The organism is Stenotrophomonas sp. YJH_SMC_119 (assembly GCF_059368315.1).
In genome coordinates, this window is sequence record NZ_JCAFRP010000004.1 from 200,669 (window position 1) to 223,774 (window position 23,106).

A 23,106-nucleotide genomic window follows, 5' to 3' on the forward strand; every position below is an offset into this window, starting at 1 on the left:
GGGAAGGCGGCCGCAGGGCCGCCTTTCTTGTGTGTGGTCGTGCCGGCCGCTGGCCGGCAACCTCGTGAACACGCCAGGCATCATCGGGTTGCCGGCCAGCGGCCGGCACTACCCTTACGTCTACAGTCCTCGATCATGGCGAACTGTTGCGACGAGCGCGGCAATGCGGCAACGCGCATGGGGAACTGCGGGGCGCGGCCATCATCGGTTTGGGCAGCTGCGCCTGCCCCGTGAGGCTCGCCCAGACCAGGGTGGTACCCAGTACCCCTGCCAGGTACGCCACCGACACCGCGCCGATCACCAGACCCGCCGCATGCTCCAGCCACGGAAGCAATCGGCAACATCCCTGTGCCCAGCGCGGATGGCTGCCGAGCCACGCCATCAGCAGGCCGAGCGACAGCGCGACACCGCCCAGGCAGGCCACGTAAGCGGCCTTTGTATCCATGTCGGCAACGAGGCCGCTGACCAGGGCGGCAACCGCGAACTGCAGCGTCCAGTTGTTGATGCTGGCGAGCGCCAACAGGCATCCAGCCTCGGCGTGCGGCCAACGGGAGCGGGCCTTCAGGCCCCAGGGCATCTGCAGGGAAAGCGGAGAGAGGGAGGTCAGCCCGGCATCGCGCAGGCACATGCCCGCCAGCCGCAGCAGCAGCAGGCAACCCGCGCACTCCATCGCCAGCGTCCACAGGCCGCGGTTTCCCAGCATGCCCGCCGCAACGAAGGCCGTGGCGCAGATGGTGCCCGTACCGATGGCGATACCGAACGATGCGGCCATGGCCGCGTGCCCGCCAGCGCCCATCGCGGTGCGCAGGATCTTCGCGTGATTCGACGCAGGCAGGAGCATGGCGAAGCTGTACAGCACCGCGACGATGAAGAACTGCTGCACGAAAACCTGCCCCCAAACTACAGAAAGTGCCGAGTGTGGGCTGCGCTGGACGCGCCGTATTGAACGCTATTGCGACAGGCGCGAATTACCGGCATCAGCCCACCCACAGCGACACGGCGATCCAGAGCGCCAGCGCAATCATCAGCAGCCCTGCGGCCCGTTCCAGCCAGGGCAGGGCACGCGCGAATCGACCCAGCACCCATGGGTGGCCGACCAGCGCGGCAACCAGCAGATCCCATAGCAGGACGATGCCGAACATCCACGCGCCATAGAAGAACTTCGTTGCGGCGCTGGCCTGCGGACCGTTGAGCATTGCCGCCAGCGTTGCGTAGAACAGCGCATTCTTCGGGTTCAGCAGCGCAGACAGGGCACCCAGCGCTGCCGCCCTCCACCATCCGTGGGCACCACCCGCTCGCGATCCGTCGGCAGCTTCAGGTGCCTGCAACGTCGTCGAATCCGCATGGCGCAGGAACAGCGTGCCGAGGTACAGCAGGAACCCGCAGCCCGCCAACTGCACCGCAATGAACCCTGCGCTGCCTGGGCGCAGCATGGCCGTTCCGGTGAAAGCGGCCACGATGAAGACGCCATTGCCGACGGCGATGCCTGCGCAGGCACCACTGGCGGTGCGCCAGCCCGAGGTGATCGCGGTGCGTGCAACGAGGAAGAAGTCGGGGCCGGGTGAGAGCAGGGCGAGAAAATGTACGGTGGCGATGACCAGGAACTGTTCCATCGGGTCCGGCGGCGGCTGGCTGGGGCGCCAGTCTGCGGATGCGCCGCGCGATGGTATTGAACGTTATTGCAGGCTCAGCGCCGGTATTGGCCCGGGGTCGCACCGGCGTGGGCCTTGAAGACCCGCTGGAAATGGCTCTGGTCGGCAAAGCCCAGCGCATGCGCGACCACGGCCAGTGCCTGCCCTTCGCACAGCCGCCGGCGGGCCTCCTGGATGCGTTGGTCGATCTGCCAGGCGTGCGGTGTCAGGCCCGTGGCGCGTCGGAAGGCGCGGATCAGCTGGTAGCGGCTCATGCCTGCCAGCGATGCCAGCTCCTGCAGGGCCGGGGTGTGTTCTAGCCGCTGGCGCAGGACGTCCATCACCGGCTGCAAGCGCTGCTGTAACGCGGCATCTTCAAGCGGGCCGGCGACGGCTACACCATCGTGTTCATCCAGATCGCCGACGAACGCGATCAGGGCCGCTTCCTTGACGCTGACCGGATCGTCGGAGAACAGCGTCTCGTTGAGCTGGCAGTACTGCTGGTAGCGCGGGCGATGGCTGGAAATCCGGATCGGCTCCTGCTGCCAGTCGGGTTCGGGCAGGTCGTCATACTCGGCGCGGACCTCGGCCATCCAGCGCGGGTCCAGATGCAGCATCTGGTAGCTCCAGAGCTGGCCGGGGAGGGGGTTGCAGGCGTGCACGCGGCCTGCGGGTACGCCGACCAGACTGCCGGGCTGCAGCAGGCGCGGTCCTTCCGTGGCGCCGGTGAACAGGCTGCTGCCGGCGTCGACAGCGCCGATCGAGAAGGTGTCATGGCTGTGCGGGCGATGGCAGGCGCGGCTGTCGCATGCCCGTCGGCTTTCGACGAAGGGCATGCGCGGGTCACGCCAGAATTCGGTGGCAGAGCGCACGCAGCGGTTCCGGGATGCAGGGACAACGCCCGCATGGTGCCATGTTCGGGGCAGGGCGCGTCGAGGGTGTCTGCGCGATAATGCCGCCATGAGCATCCAAGAGCTTTCCCCCGCGCAGGCACGCGAGCGCCTGGCCCATGGCGCGGTGCTGATCGATGTGCGCGAAGCGCACGAGCGGGCCGGCGGGATGGCCGAGGGCGCGCGCGGCGTGGCCAAGGGCGAACTGCAGGCCGACCCGGCCGCACACCTGCCGCGGCACGACCAGGAGATCCTGCTGATCTGCCAGAGCGGCAAGCGCTCGGCCGATGCCGCGCAGTTCCTGCTGCAGGCCGGCTACACAAACGTCGCTTCCGTGACGGGCGGCACCGTGGCCTGGCGCGAGCAGTCGCTGCCGCTGGTGCAGCCGCTGGCCAGCGCCGCCGACCGCGACTTCTACGACCGCTATTCGCGGCACCTGCTGCTGCCGCAGGTGGGCGAGGCCGGCCAGCGCCGGCTGCAGCAGTCGCGCGTGTTGGTGCTGGGCGCGGGTGGGCTGGGCGCACCGGCGGGGTTCTACCTGGCTGCCGCCGGGGTGGGGCACCTGCGCTTCGCCGACCACGATCGCGTGGAGCGCAGCAACCTGCACCGGCAGATCGTGCATACCGAAGCCAGCGTCGGCCAGCTCAAGGTCGATTCGGCGCGTGAGCGGCTGCTGGCGCTCAACCCCTCGATCGAGGTCGAGGCGGTGCCGGAGCGGGTCACCTCCGAGAACGTGGATGCATTGCTGGACGGCGTGGACGTGGTCCTGGACGGCTCGGACAACTTCCCGCTGCGCTACCTGCTCAACGACGCCTGCATCAAGCACGCGATACCGATGGTGTACGCCGCCATCGAGCGCTTCGATGGCCAGGTAAGCGTGTTTGACGCCGGCCGCCAGCGCGGCGTGGCGCCGTGCTACCGCTGCCTGTTCCCGGAGCCACCGCCGCCGGAGTTCGCGCCGAACTGTTCCGAGGCCGGTGTGCTGGGCGTGCTGCCGGGATTGGCTGGTGTGCTGCAGGCCACCGAAGTGCTGAAGCTGCTGCTGGGCATCGGCGAGCCGCTGGTCGGCCGCCTACTGCGCTTCGACGCGCTGGGCATGCGCTTCCGCGAGACCGGCATCCGGCCGGACCCGCACTGCCCGGTGTGCGCGCCGGACGTGCCATTCCCGGGGTATATCGATTACGCCGCGTTCTGCTGGGGTGGGTGAGGCTGGCCGGCGAATGCCTTGGTAGATGCCGACCTTGGTCGGCGTTTTCGTGCCAACCAAGGTTGGCACCTACCGAAGCGGGTGCATGGTGGCACCCACCGACGCGGATGCATGGTTTCGGGATGATGCTGGGGGTAGTTCCCTACATCGTTCCACCTCCAAGACAATCCGACGCAACATGCGTGCTATTGCCGTCATCGGCATTGCTCTATTGTTGAACCCGATTCTGGATCTTGGGGAACACACCGCATGGCGGTAGAAGCAGCGACCAGCGAGCTGGTCAAGGTCGTGGCCCTGTTGGGCGCGGCGGTGGTGATGGTGCCTTTGTTCCGCCGGGCCGGCCTGGGCTCGGTGCTGGGCTACTTCGCCGCTGGCCTGGCGATCGGACCGTTCGGGCTGGGCTGGTTCTCCGACCCGCAGGCCATCCTGCATACCGCCGAGCTCGGCGTGGTGATGTTCCTGTTCGTGATCGGCCTGGAAATGCGGCCCTCGCACCTGTGGAGCCTCCGCAAGGAAATCTTCGGGCTGGGCACGCTGCAGATCGTCACCTGTGCGCTGGTGCTGACCAGCATCGCCAAACTGTTCGGCCTGCCGTGGCAGGTGGCCTTCATCGGCGCCACCGGCTTCGTGCTCACCTCCACTGCGGTGGTGATGCAGCTGCTGGCCGAGCGCGGTGACATCGCGCTGCCGTCGGGGCAGAAGATCGTCTCCATCCTGCTGTTCGAAGACCTGCTGATCGTGCCGTTGCTGGCGCTGGTGGCCTGGATGGGCCCGAGCGCGGGCAGCGCCGATGGCGAGGGTTCGCGTTGGCTGTCGGTGGCGATCGGTGTGGGTGCCATCGTCGGCCTGGTGCTGGTCGGCCGCTTCCTGCTCAACCCACTGTTCCGCGTGCTGGCCGAGTCGAAGGCGCGCGAGGTGATGACCGCCGCCGCGCTGCTGGTGGTGCTGGGTGCGGCGCTGCTGATGCAGCTGTCCGGCCTGTCGATGGCGATGGGCGCGTTCCTGGCCGGCGTGCTGCTGAGCGAATCGACCTTCCGCCACCAGATCGAAGCGGATATCGAACCGTTCCGCGGCATCCTGCTGGGCCTGTTCTTCCTCAGCGTGGGCATGGCGCTGGACCTGGGCGTGGTGGCCGGCAACTGGCAGCTGATCCTCGGCCTGGTGCTGGCGCTGATGGCAGCCAAGGCGCTGTGCATCTACGTAGTCGCGCGCATCATGGGCAGCGACCACGCGCAGGCGCTGGATCGTGGCGTGCTGATGGCGCAGGGCGGCGAGTTCGCCTTCGTGCTGTTCTCTGCCGCCGCATCGGCCGGCGTGATCAACCTGGAGATCAATGCCAACTTCACCGCCGTGGTGGTGCTGTCGATGGCGCTGACCCCGCTGGTGGTGCTGGTCTACAAGCGCATCGCGCCGAAGCCGACGGTGAACATGGACGGCGTGGACGAGGCCGAGGGCCTGTCCGGCAGTGTGCTGCTGATCGGCTTCGGCCGCTTCGGCCAGGTCGCCAGCCAGTCGCTGCTGGCGCGCGACGTGGACGTGACCATCATCGACAACGATGTGGAGATGATCCAGAGCGCGGCGCGCTTCGGTTTCAAGATCTACTACGGCGACGGTACGCGACTGGACGTGCTGCATGCCTCGGGCGCGGCGACTGCACGTGCGATTGCGGTCTGCGTGGACAAGGCCGAGGCCGCCGACCGCATCGTTGAACTGGTGGCACACGAGTTCCCCCAGGCCAAGCTGATGGTGCGCTCGTTCGACCGCGAACATTCGCTGCGGCTGATCCATGCCGGTGTCGATTTCCAGATCCGCGAGACGTTTGAATCGGCAGTGCTGTTCGGTCAGGCCGCGCTGGTGGAGCTGGGTGCGGATGAAGACGATGCGGTGGAGATTGCCGAGCAGATCCGCCGCCGCGACGCCGAGCGCTTCGAACTGGAGATTGCCGGTGGTGGTCTGAATGCCGGCGCCAAGATGGTGTTTGGCAACTCCGGCCAGGGCGTACCGACGCCGACGCCGTTCACCGCGCCGAAGCGGGCAAGCAAGACGTTGAACCCGCAGGACGTGCCGGAAGAGGAAGAGTAAAGCCCGGTCGTGCCGGCCGCTGGCCGGCAGATACGGAATCGTTCCGACGTCATGAGGTTGCCGGCCAGCGGCCGGCACTACCGTGAGGGGAATTGCCGGAGCCGGCGGTTGGTAGTGCCGGCCGCTGGCCGGCAGATACGGAAACGTTCCGACGTCATGGGGTTGCCGGCCAGCGGCCGGCACTACCGTGTGGGGAATTGCCGAAGCCGGTGGTTGGTCGTGCCGGCCGCTGGCCGGCAGATATGGAAGCGTTCCGGCGTCATGGGGTTGCCGCCCAGCGGCCGGCACTACCGTGTGGGAAATTGCCGAAGCCGGCGGTTGGTTATGCCGGCCGCTGGCCGGCAGATACGCAAACGTTCCGACGTCATCGGGTTGCCGGCCAGCGGCCGGCACTACCGTGTGGGGAATTGCCGAAGCCGGTGGTTGGTAGTGCCGGCCGCTGGCCGGCAGATACGGAAACGTTCCGACGTCATGGGGTTGCCGGCCAGCGGCCGGCACTACCCGGGTCGGGAATTGCCGAAGCCGGTGGTTGGTAGTGCCGGCCGCTGGCCGGCAGATACGGAAACGTTCCGACGTCGTGGGGTTGCCGGCCAGCGGCCGGCACTACCCGTGTGGAGAATTGCCGAAGCCGGCGGTTGGTAGTGCCGGCCGCTGGCCGGCAGATATGGAAACGTTCCGACGTCGTGGGGTTGCCGGCCAGCGGCCGGCACTACCCGGGTCGGGAATTGCCGAAGCCGGTGGTTGGTAGTGCCGGCCGCTGGCCGGCAGATACGGAAACGTTCCGACGTCGTGGGGTTGCCGGCCAGCGGCCGGCACTACCCGGGTCGGGAATTGCCGAAGCCGGTGGTTGGTAGTGCCGGCCGCTGGCCGGCAGATACGGAAACGTTCCGACGTCATGGAGTTGCCGGCCAGCGGCCGGCACTACCGGTGCGCGGAGTCGGCGCACGGCGGTGGGCGAGGGGGCCTGAATCAGGGACAATAGCGTCCCCGCCGCCCCACGCCCGCTCCCGATGACCGATTCCGCCTCCCAGCATCCTGCCCGCATCCTTGATGGCCGCCGTATCGCCGAGGACCTGCTCGACAGCCTGAAGGTGCGCGTCGACGCTCGCGTGGCCGCCGGTGGTAGCCGCCCGGGCCTGGCCGTGGTGCTGGTCGGTGGCGACCCGGCCTCGACTGTGTACGTGCGCAACAAGCGCCGTGCCGCCGAGAAGGTCGGCATCGAGGCGCATGACTACGATCTACCGGCTGGTACCACCGAAGCCGAGCTGCTCGACCTGATCGACCAGCTCAACGCCGATCCGAAGATCAACGGCATCCTGATCCAGCTGCCGCTGCCGGGCATCCCCGACGCGCGCCGGCTGATCCAGCGCATTGACCCGCGCAAGGACGTGGACGGCTTCCACCCGGAAAACGTCGGTCACCTGGCCCTGCGCGAGTTCGGCCTGCGCCCGTGCACCCCGCGCGGCATCACCACGCTGCTGGGCCACACCGACCAGCCGGTGCGTGGCCGCAACGCCACCATCGTGGGCGTCAGCAACCACGTCGGCCGCCCGATGGGCCTGGAGCTGCTGATTGCCGGCTGCACTGTGACCAGCTGCCACAAGTTCACCCCGAAGGACGTGCTGGAACAGGCCGTGCGCAACGCCGACATCCTGGTGGTGGCGGTGGGCCGCCCGGGCATCGTGCCGGGCGAGTGGGTGAAGCCGGGCGCTGTGGTGATCGACGTGGGTATCAATCGGTTGGACGACGGCCGGCTGGTGGGCGATGTCGGGTTTGAGGCCGCTGCCCAGCGGGCCAGCTGGATCACCCCGGTGCCGGGTGGTGTCGGCCCGATGACCGTGGCCACGTTGATGCAGAACACCCTGGAAGCGGCGGAAGCGCTGAGCTGACCTGCGATTGGGGAGAACTGCTGTTGGTGGGTGCGGACCGTTGGTCGGCACAATGCCGGGGCAGGGTGATGCCCCGCTCCTGGTAGGTGCCAACCTTGGTTGGCACGATCCGTCCGGCACCTGGACCCCAAGGTGGGGTGAGGGCCTCTGGCTGTTTGTGCCAACCAAGGTTGGCACCTACAAAAGGCGCTCCAGTGCTGGCCTGAGTGATCCTCTTAAGGTGGATGCCGACCGTTGGTCGGCACAATGCAGGAGCACAGGTGTCTGAAGGGTAGTGCGGACCAACGGTCCGCACCCACCAAAGGCAGGCTGATGACCCGCTCCTGGTGGGTGCCAACCAAGGTTGGCACCCACCAAAGCGGTAGGCGGCCCCCTGAACCAGTCACCGCCCGCGCGACACTGCATCGCATCTACCCCCTGCCACGCGGCGCGAAAAAGGGGTAAAATGTCGCGCTTCCCCACATCTCGGGTATGCCGATGCTGCGCATCCAGGCTGAAGCACTCACTTACGACGACGTCTCGCTCGTCCCCGCCCACTCGACCATCCTGCCCAAGGACGTCAACCTCGAAACGCGGTTGACTCGCGACCTGAAGCTCAAGCTTCCGATCCTGTCCGCAGCCATGGATACCGTCACCGAAGCCCGCCTGGCCATCGCCATGGCCCAGCTCGGCGGCATGGGCATCATCCACAAGAATCTCAGCCTGGAACAGCAGGCCGCGGAAGTGGCCAAGGTCAAGAAGTTCGAGGCCGGTGTCATCCGCGACCCGATCACCGTCGGTCCGGAAACCACCATCCGCGACGTGCTGGCCCTGACCCAGGCACACAACATCTCCGGCGTGCCGGTGGTGGGCAGCGATGGCCTGCTGGCCGGCATCGTGACGCACCGCGACATGCGCTTCGAGACCGAGCTGGACGATCCGGTCCGCCACATCATGACCAAGAAGGATCGCCTGATCACGGTCAAGGAAGGCGCCGCGTCTGATGAAGTGCTGCAGCTGCTGCACCGCAACCGCATCGAAAAGGTGCTGGTGGTCAACGATTCGTTCGAACTGCGTGGCCTGATCACCGTCAAGGACATCCAGAAGAACACCGACTTCCCGAACGCTGCCAAGGATCTGTCGACCCGCCTGCTGGTCGGCGCTGCCGTCGGCGTGGGTGGCGATACCGATCGCCGCGTGGAAGCGCTGGTCGCCGCCGGCGTGGACGTGATCGTGGTCGATACCGCGCACGGCCACTCGCAGGGCGTGCTGGACCGCGTCAGCTGGGTCAAGAAGAACTTCCCGCACGTGCAGGTCATCGGTGGCAACATCTGCACCGGCGAAGCCGCATTGGCGCTGCTGGACAGCGGCGCGGACGCGGTCAAGGTCGGCATCGGCCCGGGCTCGATCTGCACCACCCGCGTCGTCGCCGGCGTCGGCGTGCCGCAGGTCACCGCCATTGATCTGGTGGCCGAAGCGCTGCAGGACCGCATCCCGCTGATCGCCGACGGTGGCATCCGCTACTCGGGCGACATCGGCAAGGCGCTGGCCGCCGGTGCCTCGACCATCATGGTCGGCGGCCTGCTGGCCGGTACCGAGGAATCGCCGGGCGAGACCGAGCTGTACCAGGGCCGTTCGTACAAGAGCTACCGCGGCATGGGTTCGCTGGCTGCCATGGAGAAGGGGTCGAAGGACCGCTACTTCCAGGACGCCGCCACCGCCGACAAGCTGGTGCCGGAAGGCATCGAAGGCCGCGTGCCGTACCGCGGCCCGGTGGGCGGCATCATCCACCAGCTGATGGGCGGCCTGCGCGCCACCATGGGCTACGTGGGCTGCGCCACCATCGAAGACATGCGCAGCAAGCCCAAGTTCGTGAAGATCAGCGGCGCCGGCCAGCGTGAGAGCCACGTCCACGACGTGACGATCACCAAAGAGCCGCCGAACTACCGCGCCTGATGCGGGCCGAGCAAAGAGGAACGGGGAAGCACTTCCCGTTCCTCTTTCTCCATCTGCCGCCGTAAATCTGATTTCGTTTTCCCTACTGCATTGCCGGGGCGCCATGACCAACATCCATAACGACAAGATCCTCATCCTCGATTTCGGCGCGCAGTACACGCAGCTGATCGCCCGCCGCATCCGCGAGCTGGGCGTCTACTGCGAAATCTGGGCGTGGGACCACAACCCGGCCGAGATCGCCGGCTTCGGCGCCAAGGGCATCATCCTGTCCGGTGGCCCGGAATCGACCACGCTGCCGGGTGCGCCGGCCGCGCCGCAGGAAGTGTTCGACAGCGGCCTGCCGATCTTCGGCATCTGCTACGGCATGCAGACCCTGGCCGCGCAGCTGGGCGGTGCCACCGAAGCGGCGGATCAGCGCGAGTTCGGCCACGCCGAAGTGAACGTGATCAACCCGGATGCACTGTTCAAGGGCCTGAGCGACCACGGCGGCGAGCCGAAGCTGAATGTCTGGATGAGCCACGGCGACCACGTCTCCGTTGCACCGCCGGGCTTCACCATCACCGCCACCACCGACCGCATTCCGGTGGCCGCCATGGCCAACGAAGAAAAGCGCTGGTACGGCGTGCAGTTCCACCCGGAAGTGACCCACACCCTGCAGGGCCAGGCGCTGCTGCGCCGCTTCGTGGTGGACGTGTGCGGCTGCCAGACCCTGTGGACCGCCGCCAACATCATCGACGACCAGATCGCCCGCGTGCGCGAACAGGTGGGCGATGACGAAGTGATCCTGGGCCTGTCCGGCGGCGTCGATTCGTCCGTGGTGGCCGCGCTGCTGCACAAGGCCATCGGCGAGAAGCTGACCTGCGTGTTCGTGGATACCGGCCTGCTGCGCTGGCAGGAAGGCGACCAGGTGATGGCGATGTTCGCCGAGCACATGGGCGTAAAGGTCGTACGCGTGAATGCCGCCGATCGTTACTTCGCCGCGCTGGAAGGCGTGAGCGACCCGGAAGCCAAGCGCAAGATCATCGGCAACCTGTTCGTTGAGATCTTCGACGAAGAGTCGAACAAGCTGAGCAACGCCAAGTGGCTGGCGCAGGGCACCATCTACCCGGACGTGATCGAGTCGGCTGGCAGCAAGACCGGCAAGGCGCACGTGATCAAGAGCCACCACAACGTGGGCGGCCTGCCGGAGCACATGAAGCTGGGCCTGGTGGAGCCGCTGCGCGAGCTGTTCAAGGACGAAGTGCGCCGCCTCGGCGTTGAGCTGGGCCTGCCGCGCACCATGGTCTACCGCCATCCGTTCCCGGGCCCGGGCCTGGGCGTGCGTATCCTGGGCGAAGTGAAGCGCGAATACGCCGAGCTGCTGGCCAAGGCCGATGCCATCTTCATTGATGAGCTGCGCAAGGCCGACCTGTACGACAAGACCAGCCAGGCGTTTGCCGTGTTCCTGCCGGTGAAGTCGGTGGGCGTGGTGGGCGACGCGCGTGCTTATGAGTGGGTGATTGCGCTGCGTGCGGTGGAGACGATTGACTTCATGACGGCGCACTGGGCACATCTGCCGTATGAGTTCCTGGGGACGGTGAGCAACCGGATCATCAATGAGTTGCGGGGAGTGTCGAGGGTTGTTTATGACATCTCGGGGAAGCCGCCGGCGACCATTGAGTGGGAATGAGTTGAAAGAACGAGGGCGCCGAGAGGCGCCCTTTTTTGTTCGCCGCGAGCGCTGATGAGGTGCTTTGCGCCATTCATTGCCATTTGCATCCCAAGCGGCTTCCCGGCACTCGGGGTCAATTCGAGGCAGCTTGTCCAAGATCTTCTGTGGTCGTAAGATCAAAACGATCAACACCTAATTTCTCAGGCATACACAACGGATTGCTATGCAAATGCGAGAGGCGGAAAAGCTTCGGAAAAGTTGGGGGAATAAGCCCTGCAATCACCCTCGAGTTGAGCAGGAGTATCACTTGGGGTCAAATACGGGTGAGTTCGTATGCACAACCTGTGGAGAATCCAAGGAAAGGCGTGATTGGAATATTAGGGCAGAAGAAAAAGGGTGAACGCTCGTTGACATCCGAGATTCAAGTGAGGCAGCCACTGTGGCTGTTCGCATCGGGCCAATTCATATTCTATGGATGAGCCGTTGAGTTCTCAGAATTCTGGAGTCTTAGAATGAGTTCATGGCAACGACAGCTTCAAGATGTCGGATTTGCGAAGACCAAAATTTCTAAGAACTTCGAATTAACTGAAGTCGAGCAGACTTTAGGAAATATTGACCAAATTTATGGCGTTGAGCCAATTCAAGAGCTCGTGCCAAGGGTTGGTGTGGGTATGGGGCCCAGCTATAGCCATAATTTCGGATTAGGGGTATTTCCATTTCATACCGATATGGCTCACTGGAGCATCCCTCCGCGCTACTTTGCGCTTATTTGTATCGTGGGATCCCGTGACGTGAAGACAAATATAGTGCACAGAGATAGTCTGATTGACCCGCAGGAACGGGACTTCTTTAAGAAGGCAATTTTGCGATCTCGGAGGCCGCTTGATGGTCGTCAGGTTCCACTAAGAATGGTGGATGGTGACATATTTCGTTGGGATACACTATTCCTTCAGCCCGTAAATTCGATAGCAGTCCGTGCTGTGCGAATGATTAACGATCGTATTCGGGATGTGAGTATTAGTAGCGTTGCCCTAGATGAGCCTGGCCAAGTACTGGTGGTGGACAATTGGCGAACCCTGCACGGCAGGTCGGAAGTGTCGTCGAGTTCTCGTGGAAGAGTGCTGAAAAGGGTCTACTTGGAGTGAGGGAGGATAGATGGCAGTTAGGGTCGATCACGAGTGGTCAAAGAGCTCCTACTTAGCCAAGTCTGACTTGTATTCGGAGGCTATGCAGGCTAATTCTACCGATTGGCAGTATGGGCTTTGGTCAACTTTCCTCATGGAAATGTTGATAAGAGCATCAATTTCGCATGTGTCGCCGGCGCTTGTGGCAGACGGTTCCGACTGGAATAATATTCTTTATGCACTTGGGCATGCTCCGAAGAAGGCTAAATTCGTTCCTCGAACCGCCCCTATTACAGAATTAATTGGGCGCGCCGAAGAATTGGTCCCTGCGTTTACGCGCGAGCATGTCAACTTTTGCTTGGCACATTTCTCAAAGAGAAACTCGGAGCTTCATTCTGGAAACCTGAACTTTGAAAGCTCTAGCTCGTCGTCCTGGCGGCCGCACTTCTTTGCTGTCTGCGATGTGCTCTTGAGTCATTGTGGGTCTTCTTTAGAAAATCTTTTCGGAGATGCTGAGGCAAAAGAGGCGAGGGAAGATATATCAGCACTTAATGATGGCGCCGCGAAGAGCGTCCTTGGTGCTATCAATGCCCATAAGGTTGTTTGGGATTCGAAGTCAGACGAGGACAGGAAGACGGCTCTGGACCAGGCTGCGGCTGCGTCTTTGCGCCACTATGGTCATCGAGTTAATTGTCCTTCCTGTACCGCCACTGCGCTCGTGCAGGGGCGCGCAATGGGCGTAGCCAAAACATCAACTGCGGAAGATGGTGTTGTTGAACGTCAAGCAATGCGGCCAGAGGAGTTCTTCTGCGTTGCATGCGGCTTGAAGATTTCAGGATACTCAAAGCTTCTTGCTTGTGGATTGGGTGATAGTTATGTTTCGACTAGTCATTATGATGCGATAGAGTACTTTGGCATTGATGTTGATAGGCTGGCGCGAAATATGTGGGAAGATGACAATAATGAGTACTGATCATCAAGGTACTAGCGTCGGTGTTCTTGATCCAGTCAGGCGTCGACTTCTGACTCTTGAGCGGCGTAGCCAAGCAGGCGCGAAGCAATGAGCCGAAAATTTGATCTCGATGCGCGTGCGGAGAGGATGCAGCGGAAGGAAGAGCCGTTTCGGCTCCACGGGAAGCTGCGATCAGTCCACTTTCTGCGAGGCGTTATGTCACGCGCAAGCATGAGCCTTCCGGCGTTCTACTATTTTCTTGGCACCGCGCAGGCTGCTGAAGATATGGATGCTTCGGGCGACTTGCCCTTTCGCGTATCGCAGTCGTACCTAGAGTTCTCAACGCTGAACTCGCTGTCCCTGAACTGCCGGAAAGTCTTTGATCATGCCGCCAAGCCAGACCTTACTGGAGGTAATTTCGGCCGCTTGTCCGACGGAGTGCTTGAAGAGCATGCGCACTACTGGTCCGAGCGAGGAAGCAATACTTTCGAAGATGCTCATCGCGCCCTCGTCTTTTTAAGGGAATTCTTTCGTGAATACGCGCGGACAGATACTGACCTACTCAAGGCTCCCGGTCGACTCCACAAGCGGATCGGCCTTCTAAAGCAACATGCCGATCGCACGGCAGCGCATCTTTCTTTACAGGAGTACGAGCTCGAACTTCTCGATATGATGCATGTTGTAGCTGCGCTTGTGATCGTGGGGGAGGTGATTCGAAGCTTCGATGCGCCCTCAATGGGTAGCGATTACTTCAACGATATCGACGCGGCATCCCTGGCGGCAGCGTCGCGTACTTTTCCATCTATGCGCGATTTTCGCCTGCTCGGACATGTGAAGGTAGACCAGCAGGCGCGCGCCTACTGGAGGATGTACCAATACGAGAGTATCCCGCGCTTCTTCGATCAGCTCGAGTTCGCGTTGGGGTAGGGCTGGCCAAATGCCGGAGGATGGCCTTATGACATCGCCGCGTAGAAGACTGCGGCTCATTCGGTCTCGTTTGCATGCATCGTCCTTTCCGGAGGATGACCGAACTGGCTTGCTGGGTCTCGCCGCTCTCGACCGTGATTGGTCATGGATGGAGGAATTTGCTCCGATGCTCTTCAGCCGGGTGGAGCTGCCATGTTCGCTCCTGGCAGGAGGCGCGTGTTAATCAATGTGACGCCCAATCAAATCTGCTGTACGTTGCTCCGGTCAGGCAGGTCACTCCGGCCTAACCTCCCGACAAGCCCACTCAGCCAATCCCCGGCAAGCCAGAAATAGCCCATCAACCACCCCCTCATCCAGATGCCGCTCTGGTTCCGCTGCCACCCGGCAGCGGTCTGCCGAGTGCAGCACCTCCAGCACCGTTAGCAGCCCGACCAACGCGCGTTCGGTCCTCGCCAGGCTCACGCGGCGCCCGGGAGAGACGTCGTTCTCCGGCCAGGGCAGTCCATCAGCGCCCTCGCAGCCACGCATGCGCTTGAGGATGCCGAGCAGGGAATTCAGGTCGTGCAGGGGAGTGTCGTCGTTGATGGGCTCAACAACGGTGTACGAGGAAAAGGTATCGGATTCGTTCATGGCGTCGGCTTCCGTGGCTGTGCTTAACAGCGCCACCGTGAAGAGGTGGCGGACGATGCGTGGCTGCAAACCGGGATGAAATAGCACCATAGACCGGTGGGCCCGAGGGCCCCCACGCACCGCCCGCCAGAAAGGCCGACGGATTGCCCGCCGGCACCGGTTAAGGACGGTGCCGACGGGCAAGCGCAAACTACAGGTGCATCTCTCATCACGGGTTTGCAGACCCGCTGCCACCCTTTTTCGGTGGCGCGCCATGGTGTTTACGCGGCCGCTTCGAATGCCAATAGAAATTCGCGAAGGAATCGCTGAATCCGAGAGCGAAGAACTATTGTTGCACTCTCCATGCGTGCAGCACGCGACACCGCCGGACGCATTTGCGCAGCTGCTCTGCTGATGGCGAATCAAGCTGGCGCAATCGCCCACGCCACAAGCGAATAGCGCGACGGTCTTCTTTGCAACAGTTCTTAGTCAGCCTTGGCAGGCAGTGGCACCCGACAGAGCGCACACCCCGAAAATCGGTTCAAACCCGACACCGCCAAGGAGCCTTCCTGCTTCAACCAGCGCGATCCTCAGTCGCATTCCCCACCAGCAACTCAATCATTGCCCGCGCCGCGGCCGACTGCCGCCGATGCGGCGCATAGATCACCGAGAACGGCCGCGACCGCCCCCGCAGCTGCGGCAGCACTTCTACCAGCTGCCCGCGCTGCAACCGCTCGCGCACGATGAATTCGTAGCTCTGGCAGATGCCGATGCCCTGTTCGGCCAGCGACACCACGCCCAGCACATCGTCGGAGGTCTCGATGGACGAACGCGGCAGCCACTCCACGTCGCGCCCGCCGTCGCGGAAGATCCACGGCGCCAGCCGCCCGGTACGCGGCATGACGAAGGGCAGGCACAGGTGCTGCTGCAGGTCGTCCAGCGTCTGCGGCGTACCCCGGTGCTGCAGGTACTCCGGCGAAGCCACCAACAGCAGTGGCGCATCCTCCAGCTTCCGCCCCACCAGCCCGCTGTCCGGCAGCTGGCCCAGGCGGATGGCGAGGTCGAAGCCTTCGGCCACCAGGTCCACGTTGCGGTTGGTGATGTTCAGTTCCACCTGCACCTGCGGGTACTGCTGCGCAAAGCGCGCCAGCACGGGCGGCAGCCGGTAGTGACCATAGGTGGTGGGCACGCTCAGGCGCACGCGGCCGGCCAGCGCACCGTCCTGGGCCAGTACGTCGCGCTCGGCGTCGTCCAGCAGGCCGAAGGCGGTGCGTACCTGTTCCAGATAGAGCCGCCCGGCGTCGGTCAGACCCACGCGGCGGGTGGTCCGCTGCAGCAGCTGCCGGCCCAGCCGCGCTTCCAGGCGGGTGACCGCGCGGCTCAGCACCGAGGGCGTGGTGGACAGCGCCACCGCGCCGGCGGTGAACGAGCCGTGCTCGACCACCGCCAGGAACACCTCCACATCGCCCAGGTAGTCGAACTTGCGGCTCATTTGGCTCTCCGGGGAACAGATGTTTTGCGATGGAGCCAATTTATCGCCGCTGGGGCGATGAATAAAGTGGCGGCCATTCCCCGATAGGAGCTCCCCATGAACCTGATGACCCGGCTGGCCGCAGCGCTGGCCCTGACCCTGGCCGCCAGCGGCGCGCATGCCGCCAACGTGCTGGTGGTGTTGTCCGACGAAAACCACCTGGACCTGAAGGACGGCAAGGTGCTGTCCACCGGCTTCTATCTCAACGAGTTGATGCAGCCGGTCAAGCTGCTGCTGCACGCGGGCCACGAGGTGACCTTCGCCACGCCGCAGGGGCGGGCGCCGACGGTGGATGCGTCCTCGGTGACGCCGGCGTACTTCGGCAACGATGCCGCGCAGTTGAAGCTGCATAAAGATCTGCTGGAGAAGCTGGCGTTGACCTCGCCGACGGCCTCGCCGGTGGTCAGCCTGGCGCGCATCGAGCAGCAGGGGTATGCGCGTTTCGATGCGGTCTACATTCCCGGTGGCCACGCACCGATGCAGGACCTGCTGAAGAGCCCGGCGCTGGGTCGGCTGCTGGCCGACTTCCACCAGCGCAACAAGACCACCGCCCTGGTCTGCCACGGGCCGATCGCGCTGCTGTCCACGCTGCCGGATGCTGCGGGCTTCGTGGCAAAGCTGGAAGCCGGTGCGATGCCGGCCACGCCGAAGTGGATCTACAGGGGCTACCAGATGACGGTGATCAGCAACCAGGAAGAAGAGCAGGCCAAGCCGATGCTGGGCGGCGGTGAGATGAAGTTCTACCCGCAGACCGCGTTGCAGCGGGCGGGTGCGCTGTTCAGCAGCAATGCCACGCCGTGGACCGGGCATGTGGTGGTGGACCGCGAGCTGATTACCGGGCAGAACCCGGCTTCGGCGCTGGAGGTGGGGCAGCGGTTGGTGGAGCGGTTGAAGTAAGGCGGGGTCTGCATCGCATGCCGTGTCGTGGCAACATGGTGGGCTGGCCTCGTCCTTCTGGGCGGGGCCGGTTTTCCAGGCAGGCCCTCGAACACGACATGCGAACGTCTTTTTTCATTCTCTCCGCCCTGTGCCTTGGCCTACTGTCCGGCTGTGCCAGTGGCCCGGAGGAGCACGCTTCCAGCCGCGAGATCACCAGTGCGTTCGTCGCCGACGACGGCCAGCTGTACCTGTTGCCGCGCTATGACGAGCCGATGCGCTTCAATGCCGCGCCATTCCGCGAGTACCGCGCGCTGATGGACAGCCCGCTGCGCGAGGCGGTGGCCTGCGCGCAGATGTACTTCCATGAAGACTGGCGCGACCCGGCCAACAAGGCCAAGGTGCACGGCAGCTATGCGCTGCTGCTGCGGCCGCAGCAGGTGACGGCAGAGCTGGCCGGACAGTTCAAGCTGGAGCGGATTGAGGTGCTCCCGCGTGAGGCCAAGGCCGTGGAGGAGCGGGCGCGCTACTACCTGCCGATGGACCGGACCCGTTACGCGCTGGCGTTTGACCGCGCCTGCAATCTTTCAAGGAAGGGCGGCAGCTATTACAGCGCGCTGTTCGAGGGCGACGGCGAGCGGGTGAAGTTGCCGGATGCTGCGGCGCTGGCAGAGAAGGGGAAGCTGGCACAGCCGATCAACGCGCGGGCGCAGCGGATCCTGCCAGAGAGGGAGGACAAGCCGGGTGTGGGTTCGGCGGCGAGCAAGGTGCTGGGCGCCGCGTTGGTACCGGTAGCGGTGCCGGTGTTTGTGTTGAGCCTGCCGTTCCTGGGGCCGGACCATTGGAAGTGAAAAGGCGTTGAGGCGAGAGCCATCCACGCGTGACGTGGATCTACTTGGGTATCGCCTGAAAGTTCATCCTGGAGATCTGTGTGCCCAGCACGCTGGAAACTGTTTTGAAGACCGTAGGTTTCATTGTCCTCGCGGCACTTCCGTTGGTGATCCTCTGGTTCACCCTTCGGCGAATGTCAGCAACTGCTTGCTCGTCTGTGAAATCGGGGCTGCATTTGCATGCCCCGCGCCGGATTTCCGGCAGGTCCATGACCTTGGTGATGGTGGATGGCAAAGAGGATCGGGAGCACTACTTCTTCGATGCGGCGTCCTTTTACCTGCAGCGTGGGCCGGTGCCTACGGCGGTTCCGCTTTCGCAGATCACCTCAGTCACACGAACGTCCGACAGGATCTACGGGCGCTATGTCTGGCAGGTGTGCTTCAGCAAAGCATCGGGCAGGAAGTGCGTGACGTTCACCAACAACCTGACGCTGTTCAACCGCGATTTCCTGCTGTTCCTGGAGGCGGTGCGGCAGGCCAACCCGCTGGCGACCGTTGATCGGGCGGGCATCCGCTTCTAATGGTGGGCCGACATCGGGCGCTAGTTAAAGGGGGTTGGCCCGTGTAGGTACACTGGCGGCCTACGCCCAATGGAAGCTCGCCCATGTTCAGTGGAAAGGTTGCAGTAGTCACCGGCTCCACCAGCGGTATCGGTCTTGGCATTGCCACCGCGCTGGCCCGGCAAGGCGCCGACATCGTACTGAATGGCTTCGGCGATGCGGCGGAGATCGAACGCATCCGTTCCAAGCTGGAAACCGAGTTCGGCGTGCGGGTGGTGCACGATGCTGCCAACCTGTCCCGTGGCGAGGCAGTGCGCGGGATGATTGAGCATGCCGTCGCGACGATGGGCCGCATCGACATCCTCGTAAATAACGCAGGCATCCAGCACACCGCCTCGATCGAGGAGTTTCCTGTCGAGAAGTGGGATGCGATCCTGGCGTTGAATCTCTCGGCCGTGTTCCATGCCACGGCGGCGGCCTTGCCCCATATGAAGCAGCAGGGCGCCGGTCGCATCATCAACATCGCATCCGTGCACGGCCTGGTGGGCTCGGTGAACAAGTCGGCCTATGTGGCGGCCAAGCACGGCGTGGTGGGGTTTACCAAGGTGACCGCGCTGGAGAATGCGGGCAGCGGCATTACCGCCAATGCCATCTGCCCGGGCTGGGTGCGGACGGCGCTGGTCGAGCAGCAGATCACTGCGCTGGCCGAGCGCGATGGCACGGATCAGGAGACCGCCGCGCGTGCGCTGCTGGCTGAGAAGCAGCCCTCGTTGCAGTTTGTAACGCCCGAGCAGCTGGGCGAGATGGTGGTGTTCCTGGCCTCGGATGCCGCTGCACAGATCACCGGCACGGCGCTGCCGGTGGATGGGGGCTGGACGGCGCGCTAGCTGGCTGGCTGTGCTTTACGCTGCAGCATGGGCAATGCCACCAGCGTGGCGAGAATGGTGAACAGCACCAGCGACGAGCCTACCGTGCCGAAGCCCAGGCCGCCCTTTTCCAGCGGCTTGGTGAGCAGGTCGCCGAAAGTGGCGCCAAACGGGCGGGTGAGTACGAAGGCGATCCAGAACAGGATGACCCGGTTGATGCCCTTGATGCGGCTGGCCAGTGCGGTAAGCGCGATGAGGCTGCCGATCAGCAGTGCGCCACCGGTGAAGCCGAGCCCGGAGTCGTCGGCGAGGAAGTCGCCCAGCGCGGTGCCGAGCGTGTTGGAGAACAGCACGGCGGTCCAGTAGAAGCCTTCGGCGCGGCGCGATGCGATGTTGCTGACCGAGATCGACTTTTCCGACATGCGCCAGGCCAGCAGCACCAGCGCCAGGCAGCCGGCCAGCAGACTGGCGCCGGTGGCGTAGCCCAGGCCGAGCGTGCGGTCGATCAGGTCGGACATGGTGGTGCCGGCCGTGCTGGTCGCCAGCACCACCGACCAGAACAGCACCGGGTGGCAGCGTCGCGCCGATAACTGCATGCCCAGCAGGCCGGCGAAGATCGCCAGCAGGATGGCCGAGCTGGCCACGTAGCCGAGGTTGAGCGTCATCGACAGCAGGTCGCCGGCGGTCTCGCCGAGGGTGGTGGCGGCGATCTTCATCACCCAGAAGCCGAGGGTGACCGCCGCCACTTTGCTGTGCAGGGAATCTGCGTCTGAAGCACGCATCGAACGTCGCCAGGGATGCCTGTGGGCGATGCTGTGGCGGCGGGCGTCAGAGCGCGGTCGGAACCGGGTTCGGTGAGGGTGAGCGTGGGGGCGGCGTTCAGCCGATGCTGGCGGGGGCCGGCAGGCGTGCCAGCAGGGCGTCCCAGTCGGCCACGAAGCAGCCGTTGTGCCCACGGTTGCACTCGGTGATCCACGCGTCCAGCGATTCGCTCTGTGCGCGGTAGCCGCTGACATCGCCCAGGACGGCGAAGTGCAGACGGTAGTTCACCAGCATCTGCAGCCATTGCCCGGCCATGCCGGAGCGCAGCTCGAAGAAGTCCGCCGATAGGCGCTGCACCGGCACGGCGATCCACTCGGCCTGGTGCCCAAGGGCATCGCCGACCAGGTCGCGCAGGGCGTTGCCATCCAGCAGCGGGCCTGTATCGGCGCTGCGCAGGACGCGGGTGCTGCCGATCTGTTCTACATGTGTGTGCATCGTGCGCTCTGAAGTTCGTATCGTCCGCCCAGTATGGTCATGGGAGAGGCCGACAGTAAGCAGATGCAGCATGAATCTGGCGAACGAACGCGCTAGGCTGCGCCGGGCGCCCGCACGAGGCGGGTTCACGATACCGGGAAAGGGCATGGCAGGGTGGAAAGGACGTTCGTTGTTGATGGCGGTGCTGGTGTGTTCGGGCCTGCCGGTTGCAGCCGCCGAGCTGTGCACGGCCAGCGCCTATGGTGACGGGCAGGGCAACCTCGTGGTGCTGGGCGCACCCGCTGCAGCACCGGCCACGGGCCAGCGCTATCTGATGCTGGACGGGCGACGCGGTGCCACCGGCGATCCCAACGCACCGGTAAGCTGCAGCGGCGAGGTGGTCAGCTTCAGGACCCCCGCCGGAACCACGCAGCGCTGGCAGCGCCTGGCGAGCCGCGATACCGATGCAACGTTCATCAGCGCGGGAACCAAGCTGGTCGGGCAGTTGATCGAGCCGGCAGGGCCGGCAGACCCGACGCGGCCGCTGGTGGTGTTGGTGCACGGCTCGGAACGCACGATGGCGGTGGCGGCGATCTACCAGCGCATGCTGGTGGCCCAGGGCATTTCGGTGTTCGCCTACCAGAAGCGTGGGACCGGCGATTCGGAAGGCGAGTACACCCAGAACTTCGAGCTGCTGGCTGACGATGCAGCGGCGGCGCTTGCCAAGGCACGTGAGCTGGCGGCGGGGCGTTTCGGTCGGGCCGGCTACTTCGGTGGTAGCCAGGGCGGGTGGATCGCGCCGCTGGCGGCGACGCGCTCGCAGGCGGATTTCGTGGCGATCGGTTTCGGCCTGGTGGTGTCGCCGATCGAGGAGGACCGCGAGCAGCTGTTCGACGAGGCACGCCGCATGCAGCTGGATGCAACGGCGATGAAGCAGGTCGGCCAGCTTTCAGACGCGACCGCGCAGTTGATGCGCACGCATTTCAAAGAAGGGCTCGAGGCGCTGGCGAAGGTGCGTACGGAGATCGGTGCCGCACCGTGGGCAAAGAACATCAGCGGCGAATACAGCGGCGACATGCTGCGCATGAGTGACGCCGACCTGCGCCGGATCGGCCGCGCGCGATTCGACAACCTGGAGCTGATCTGGGACTACGACGCCGAGGCCGCGCTGCGCCGCCTGAAGGTGCCGTTGCTGTGGGTGCTGGCCGAGCAGGACCGCGCCGCGCCGATTGCCGCCACGCGTTCGATCCTGTCGCGCCTGCGCGCGTCGGGGCAACCGATCGACACCTACCTGTTCCCGGATACCGACCACGGCATGGTCGAGTTCCGCACCGATGCCGAGGGCAACCGGGTGTCGACGCGGATCACCGACGGCTACCTGCGCCTGCTGGCCGATTGGATCAAGCAGGATGTGCATGGCAGTTATGGACGTTCGCGCAGATTGAGCGATTGACCGGATGGGGAGCGCCAGCGGCGGATGGCGCTCCGCCGCCGATTGCGGCACGACTCAGTTCGGCTTCGCAAATACGTCCAATCCCTTGCCGGTTTCCAGCAGCGACTTCAGGCTCGACAGCACGATCGGCCAGCCCTGGCGGATGCCGGTATCCATGCCGCTGCCCGGTTCCAGCTCCTCATGGGTAACCGTCAGCCGCACCATGTCCTGATAGGGCACGATGTCGAAGGTGACGCGGCTGTAAGCATCCGGGTTGTCGGCCTGCGAGGCGGCGGCCCAGGTGATGACCAGGCGCGAGGGCGGGGTGCTTTCCACCACTTCACCGACCAGCTCGACCGAGCGCGTTTCGTTGGCACGCACGTGCTGCCAGCGCGAGCCGGGCTTCCAGTCCGAGACGTTCTCGTGGCCCCAGTAGCGGCGGGCGATCTCGGGGCGGGTGATGGCCTCGAACACCTTCTGTGGCGTGGACGCGATGTAGATCACGTGGATGAAGCGGGTTGACTCTGCAGACATCGTCATTCTCCTTCCAGTTCGCGTTTCAGGTCATGCAGCAGGCTCAGGCGCTGCTGCTCGAACTTGCGTACCCAGCGCTCGTAGACTTCATGCAGCGGTACCGGGTTGATGAAGTGCAGCTTCTCGCGGCCACGGCGCACAGTGCTGATCAGGTTGGCGTCTTCCAGAAGACCCAGGTGCTGAGTGACCGATTGCCGGGCCATGTCCAGGTGCTCGCACAGCTGGCCCAAGGTCTGGCCGTTGTGTTCGCAGAGCAGATCCAGCAGCGTCCGGCGCGTGGGATCGGCCAGTGCCTTGAACACCTTGTCTGCGTCGCGCACGTGGTCTACCGCCATGGGGATGTC

22 protein-coding genes are annotated in these 23,106 nt (G+C 64.4%); 13 read left to right on the forward strand and 9 right to left on the reverse strand.

Going from position 1 to position 23,106, the window contains the following annotated elements:
* Nucleotides 1-133: 133 nt before the first annotated feature.
* The 3 genes from AC5P6S_RS08495 to AC5P6S_RS08505 all read right to left on the reverse strand — a co-directional run bounded on the left by AC5P6S_RS08495 (nt 134) and on the right by AC5P6S_RS08505 (nt 2,503).
* Nucleotides 134-883, reverse strand: coding sequence for a lysine transporter LysE (locus AC5P6S_RS08495; protein ID WP_099526842.1), 750 nt, complete (start codon nt 881-883; stop codon nt 134-136).
* A 94-nt stretch (nt 884-977) separates the two neighbouring features.
* Nucleotides 978-1,613, reverse strand: coding sequence for a LysE family translocator (locus AC5P6S_RS08500; protein ID WP_099497438.1), 636 nt, complete (start codon nt 1,611-1,613; stop codon nt 978-980).
* A 74-nt stretch (nt 1,614-1,687) separates the two neighbouring features.
* The gene (locus AC5P6S_RS08505; protein WP_099497439.1) at nt 1,688-2,503 is read right to left on the reverse strand and encodes a helix-turn-helix domain-containing protein; all 816 of its coding nucleotides are present in this window, start codon (nt 2,501-2,503) and stop codon (nt 1,688-1,690) included.
* A gap of 88 nt (nt 2,504-2,591) precedes the next feature.
* On the opposite strand from AC5P6S_RS08505, the gene moeB reads away from it, so the two are divergent.
* The 8 genes from moeB to AC5P6S_RS08545 all read left to right on the forward strand — a co-directional run bounded on the left by moeB (nt 2,592) and on the right by AC5P6S_RS08545 (nt 14,288).
* Nucleotides 2,592-3,728, forward strand: coding sequence for a molybdopterin-synthase adenylyltransferase MoeB (gene moeB / locus AC5P6S_RS08510; RefSeq protein WP_164173210.1), 1,137 nt, complete (start codon nt 2,592-2,594; stop codon nt 3,726-3,728).
* 249 nt (nt 3,729-3,977) lie between these two features.
* Nucleotides 3,978-5,810, forward strand: coding sequence for a monovalent cation:proton antiporter-2 (CPA2) family protein (locus AC5P6S_RS08515; protein WP_005413113.1), 1,833 nt, complete (start codon nt 3,978-3,980; stop codon nt 5,808-5,810).
* Nucleotides 5,811-6,820: 1,010 nt separating this feature from the next.
* The gene (gene folD / locus AC5P6S_RS08520) at nt 6,821-7,699 is read left to right on the forward strand and encodes a bifunctional methylenetetrahydrofolate dehydrogenase/methenyltetrahydrofolate cyclohydrolase FolD (RefSeq protein WP_005413112.1); all 879 of its coding nucleotides are present in this window, start codon (nt 6,821-6,823) and stop codon (nt 7,697-7,699) included.
* Between the two features lie 477 nt (nt 7,700-8,176).
* The gene (guaB, locus tag AC5P6S_RS08525) at nt 8,177-9,634 is read left to right on the forward strand and encodes an IMP dehydrogenase (RefSeq protein ID WP_075676539.1); all 1,458 of its coding nucleotides are present in this window, start codon (nt 8,177-8,179) and stop codon (nt 9,632-9,634) included.
* A 103-nt stretch (nt 9,635-9,737) separates the two neighbouring features.
* A complete protein-coding gene (guaA, locus tag AC5P6S_RS08530) occupies nt 9,738-11,303 on the forward strand; it encodes a glutamine-hydrolyzing GMP synthase (protein WP_076739215.1) in 1,566 nt (521 codons plus the stop codon).
* A gap of 494 nt (nt 11,304-11,797) precedes the next feature.
* Nucleotides 11,798-12,430, forward strand: a complete 633-nt coding sequence (locus tag AC5P6S_RS08535; RefSeq protein ID WP_143569553.1) for a Fe(II)-2OG oxygenase family protein — start codon at nt 11,798-11,800, stop codon at nt 12,428-12,430.
* Between the two features lie 10 nt (nt 12,431-12,440).
* A complete protein-coding gene (locus AC5P6S_RS08540) occupies nt 12,441-13,382 on the forward strand; it encodes a hypothetical protein (RefSeq protein WP_123958489.1) in 942 nt (313 codons plus the stop codon).
* 87 nt (nt 13,383-13,469) lie between these two features.
* On the forward strand, nt 13,470-14,288 hold the full coding sequence (locus AC5P6S_RS08545; protein ID WP_099484503.1) for a hypothetical protein: 819 nt from the start codon (nt 13,470-13,472) through the stop codon (nt 14,286-14,288).
* 273 nt (nt 14,289-14,561) lie between these two features.
* Here the strand turns inward: AC5P6S_RS08545 and AC5P6S_RS08550 are convergent, their stop codons facing one another.
* Both AC5P6S_RS08550 and AC5P6S_RS08555 read right to left on the reverse strand, forming a co-directional pair.
* Entirely contained in the window at nt 14,562-14,918 is a 357-nt protein-coding gene (locus tag AC5P6S_RS08550) for a hypothetical protein (protein WP_099484516.1), read from the reverse strand.
* A gap of 553 nt (nt 14,919-15,471) precedes the next feature.
* Nucleotides 15,472-16,389, reverse strand: a complete 918-nt coding sequence (locus AC5P6S_RS08555) for a LysR family transcriptional regulator (RefSeq protein WP_099484504.1) — start codon at nt 16,387-16,389, stop codon at nt 15,472-15,474.
* Between the two features lie 96 nt (nt 16,390-16,485).
* On the opposite strand from AC5P6S_RS08555, the gene AC5P6S_RS08560 reads away from it, so the two are divergent.
* The 4 genes from AC5P6S_RS08560 (at nt 16,486) to AC5P6S_RS08575 (ending at nt 19,581) form a co-directional block, all read left to right on the forward strand.
* Nucleotides 16,486-17,325 (forward strand): type 1 glutamine amidotransferase domain-containing protein, encoded by an 840-nt coding sequence (locus AC5P6S_RS08560; protein ID WP_164225672.1) that lies wholly within the window; start codon nt 16,486-16,488, stop codon nt 17,323-17,325.
* A 98-nt stretch (nt 17,326-17,423) separates the two neighbouring features.
* Nucleotides 17,424-18,155: a hypothetical protein gene (locus AC5P6S_RS08565; RefSeq protein WP_099484506.1), complete on the forward strand. Its 732-nt coding sequence runs from the start codon at nt 17,424-17,426 to the stop codon at nt 18,153-18,155.
* A gap of 80 nt (nt 18,156-18,235) precedes the next feature.
* Nucleotides 18,236-18,715, forward strand: coding sequence for a hypothetical protein (locus AC5P6S_RS08570; RefSeq protein ID WP_239502358.1), 480 nt, complete (start codon nt 18,236-18,238; stop codon nt 18,713-18,715).
* 83 nt (nt 18,716-18,798) lie between these two features.
* On the forward strand, nt 18,799-19,581 hold the full coding sequence (locus tag AC5P6S_RS08575; protein WP_164173356.1) for a 3-hydroxybutyrate dehydrogenase: 783 nt from the start codon (nt 18,799-18,801) through the stop codon (nt 19,579-19,581).
* Here AC5P6S_RS08575 and AC5P6S_RS08580 read toward each other — a convergent pair.
* Together AC5P6S_RS08580 and AC5P6S_RS08585 are read right to left on the reverse strand one after the other, a co-directional pair.
* Nucleotides 19,578-20,342 carry a COG4705 family protein gene (locus tag AC5P6S_RS08580; RefSeq protein ID WP_100438426.1) on the reverse strand — a complete coding sequence of 255 codons (765 nt, stop codon included), beginning with the start codon at nt 20,340-20,342 and terminating at the stop codon, nt 19,578-19,580. The genes AC5P6S_RS08575 and AC5P6S_RS08580 overlap by 4 nt on opposite strands.
* 97 nt (nt 20,343-20,439) lie before the next feature.
* On the reverse strand, nt 20,440-20,817 hold the full coding sequence (locus tag AC5P6S_RS08585; RefSeq protein ID WP_100438427.1) for a DUF4180 domain-containing protein: 378 nt from the start codon (nt 20,815-20,817) through the stop codon (nt 20,440-20,442).
* A 145-nt stretch (nt 20,818-20,962) separates the two neighbouring features.
* Between AC5P6S_RS08585 and AC5P6S_RS08590 the strand changes: the two genes are divergently transcribed.
* The gene (locus AC5P6S_RS08590) at nt 20,963-22,249 is read left to right on the forward strand and encodes an alpha/beta hydrolase family protein (protein ID WP_164173358.1); all 1,287 of its coding nucleotides are present in this window, start codon (nt 20,963-20,965) and stop codon (nt 22,247-22,249) included.
* Between the two features lie 54 nt (nt 22,250-22,303).
* On the opposite strand, the gene AC5P6S_RS08595 is transcribed toward AC5P6S_RS08590, so the two are convergent.
* A complete protein-coding gene (locus AC5P6S_RS08595) occupies nt 22,304-22,762 on the reverse strand; it encodes an SRPBCC family protein (RefSeq protein ID WP_049452673.1) in 459 nt (152 codons plus the stop codon).
* Between the two features lie 2 nt (nt 22,763-22,764).
* Entirely contained in the window at nt 22,765-23,097 is a 333-nt protein-coding gene (locus AC5P6S_RS08600; protein WP_062606310.1) for an ArsR/SmtB family transcription factor, read from the reverse strand.
* Nucleotides 23,098-23,106: the final 9 nt, after the last annotated feature.

Excerpts from the sequence above, each read along its gene's own strand:
- AC5P6S_RS08500 (WP_099497438.1), bottom strand. The coding sequence starts at position 1,613 with ATGGAACAGTTCCTGGTCATCGCCACCGTACATTTTCTCGCCCTGCTC.
- moeB (WP_164173210.1), top strand. The coding sequence starts at position 2,592 with ATGAGCATCCAAGAGCTTTCCCCCGCGCAGGCACGCGAGCGCCTGGCC.
- AC5P6S_RS08515 (WP_005413113.1), top strand. The coding sequence starts at position 3,978 with ATGGCGGTAGAAGCAGCGACCAGCGAGCTGGTCAAGGTCGTGGCCCTG.
- folD (WP_005413112.1), top strand. The coding sequence starts at position 6,821 with ATGACCGATTCCGCCTCCCAGCATCCTGCCCGCATCCTTGATGGCCGC.
- guaB (WP_075676539.1), top strand. The coding sequence starts at position 8,177 with ATGCTGCGCATCCAGGCTGAAGCACTCACTTACGACGACGTCTCGCTC.
- guaA (WP_076739215.1), top strand. The coding sequence starts at position 9,738 with ATGACCAACATCCATAACGACAAGATCCTCATCCTCGATTTCGGCGCG.
- AC5P6S_RS08535 (WP_143569553.1), top strand. The coding sequence starts at position 11,798 with ATGAGTTCATGGCAACGACAGCTTCAAGATGTCGGATTTGCGAAGACC.
- AC5P6S_RS08540 (WP_123958489.1), top strand. The coding sequence starts at position 12,441 with ATGGCAGTTAGGGTCGATCACGAGTGGTCAAAGAGCTCCTACTTAGCC.
- AC5P6S_RS08545 (WP_099484503.1), top strand. The coding sequence starts at position 13,470 with ATGAGCCGAAAATTTGATCTCGATGCGCGTGCGGAGAGGATGCAGCGG.
- AC5P6S_RS08550 (WP_099484516.1), bottom strand. The coding sequence starts at position 14,918 with ATGAACGAATCCGATACCTTTTCCTCGTACACCGTTGTTGAGCCCATC.
- AC5P6S_RS08555 (WP_099484504.1), bottom strand. The coding sequence starts at position 16,389 with ATGAGCCGCAAGTTCGACTACCTGGGCGATGTGGAGGTGTTCCTGGCG.
- AC5P6S_RS08560 (WP_164225672.1), top strand. The coding sequence starts at position 16,486 with ATGAACCTGATGACCCGGCTGGCCGCAGCGCTGGCCCTGACCCTGGCC.
- AC5P6S_RS08565 (WP_099484506.1), top strand. The coding sequence starts at position 17,424 with ATGCGAACGTCTTTTTTCATTCTCTCCGCCCTGTGCCTTGGCCTACTG.
- AC5P6S_RS08575 (WP_164173356.1), top strand. The coding sequence starts at position 18,799 with ATGTTCAGTGGAAAGGTTGCAGTAGTCACCGGCTCCACCAGCGGTATC.
- AC5P6S_RS08580 (WP_100438426.1), bottom strand. The coding sequence starts at position 20,342 with ATGCGTGCTTCAGACGCAGATTCCCTGCACAGCAAAGTGGCGGCGGTC.
- AC5P6S_RS08585 (WP_100438427.1), bottom strand. The coding sequence starts at position 20,817 with ATGCACACACATGTAGAACAGATCGGCAGCACCCGCGTCCTGCGCAGC.
- AC5P6S_RS08590 (WP_164173358.1), top strand. The coding sequence starts at position 20,963 with ATGGCAGGGTGGAAAGGACGTTCGTTGTTGATGGCGGTGCTGGTGTGT.
- AC5P6S_RS08595 (WP_049452673.1), bottom strand. The coding sequence starts at position 22,762 with ATGTCTGCAGAGTCAACCCGCTTCATCCACGTGATCTACATCGCGTCC.
- AC5P6S_RS08600 (WP_062606310.1), bottom strand. The coding sequence starts at position 23,097 with ATGGCGGTAGACCACGTGCGCGACGCAGACAAGGTGTTCAAGGCACTG.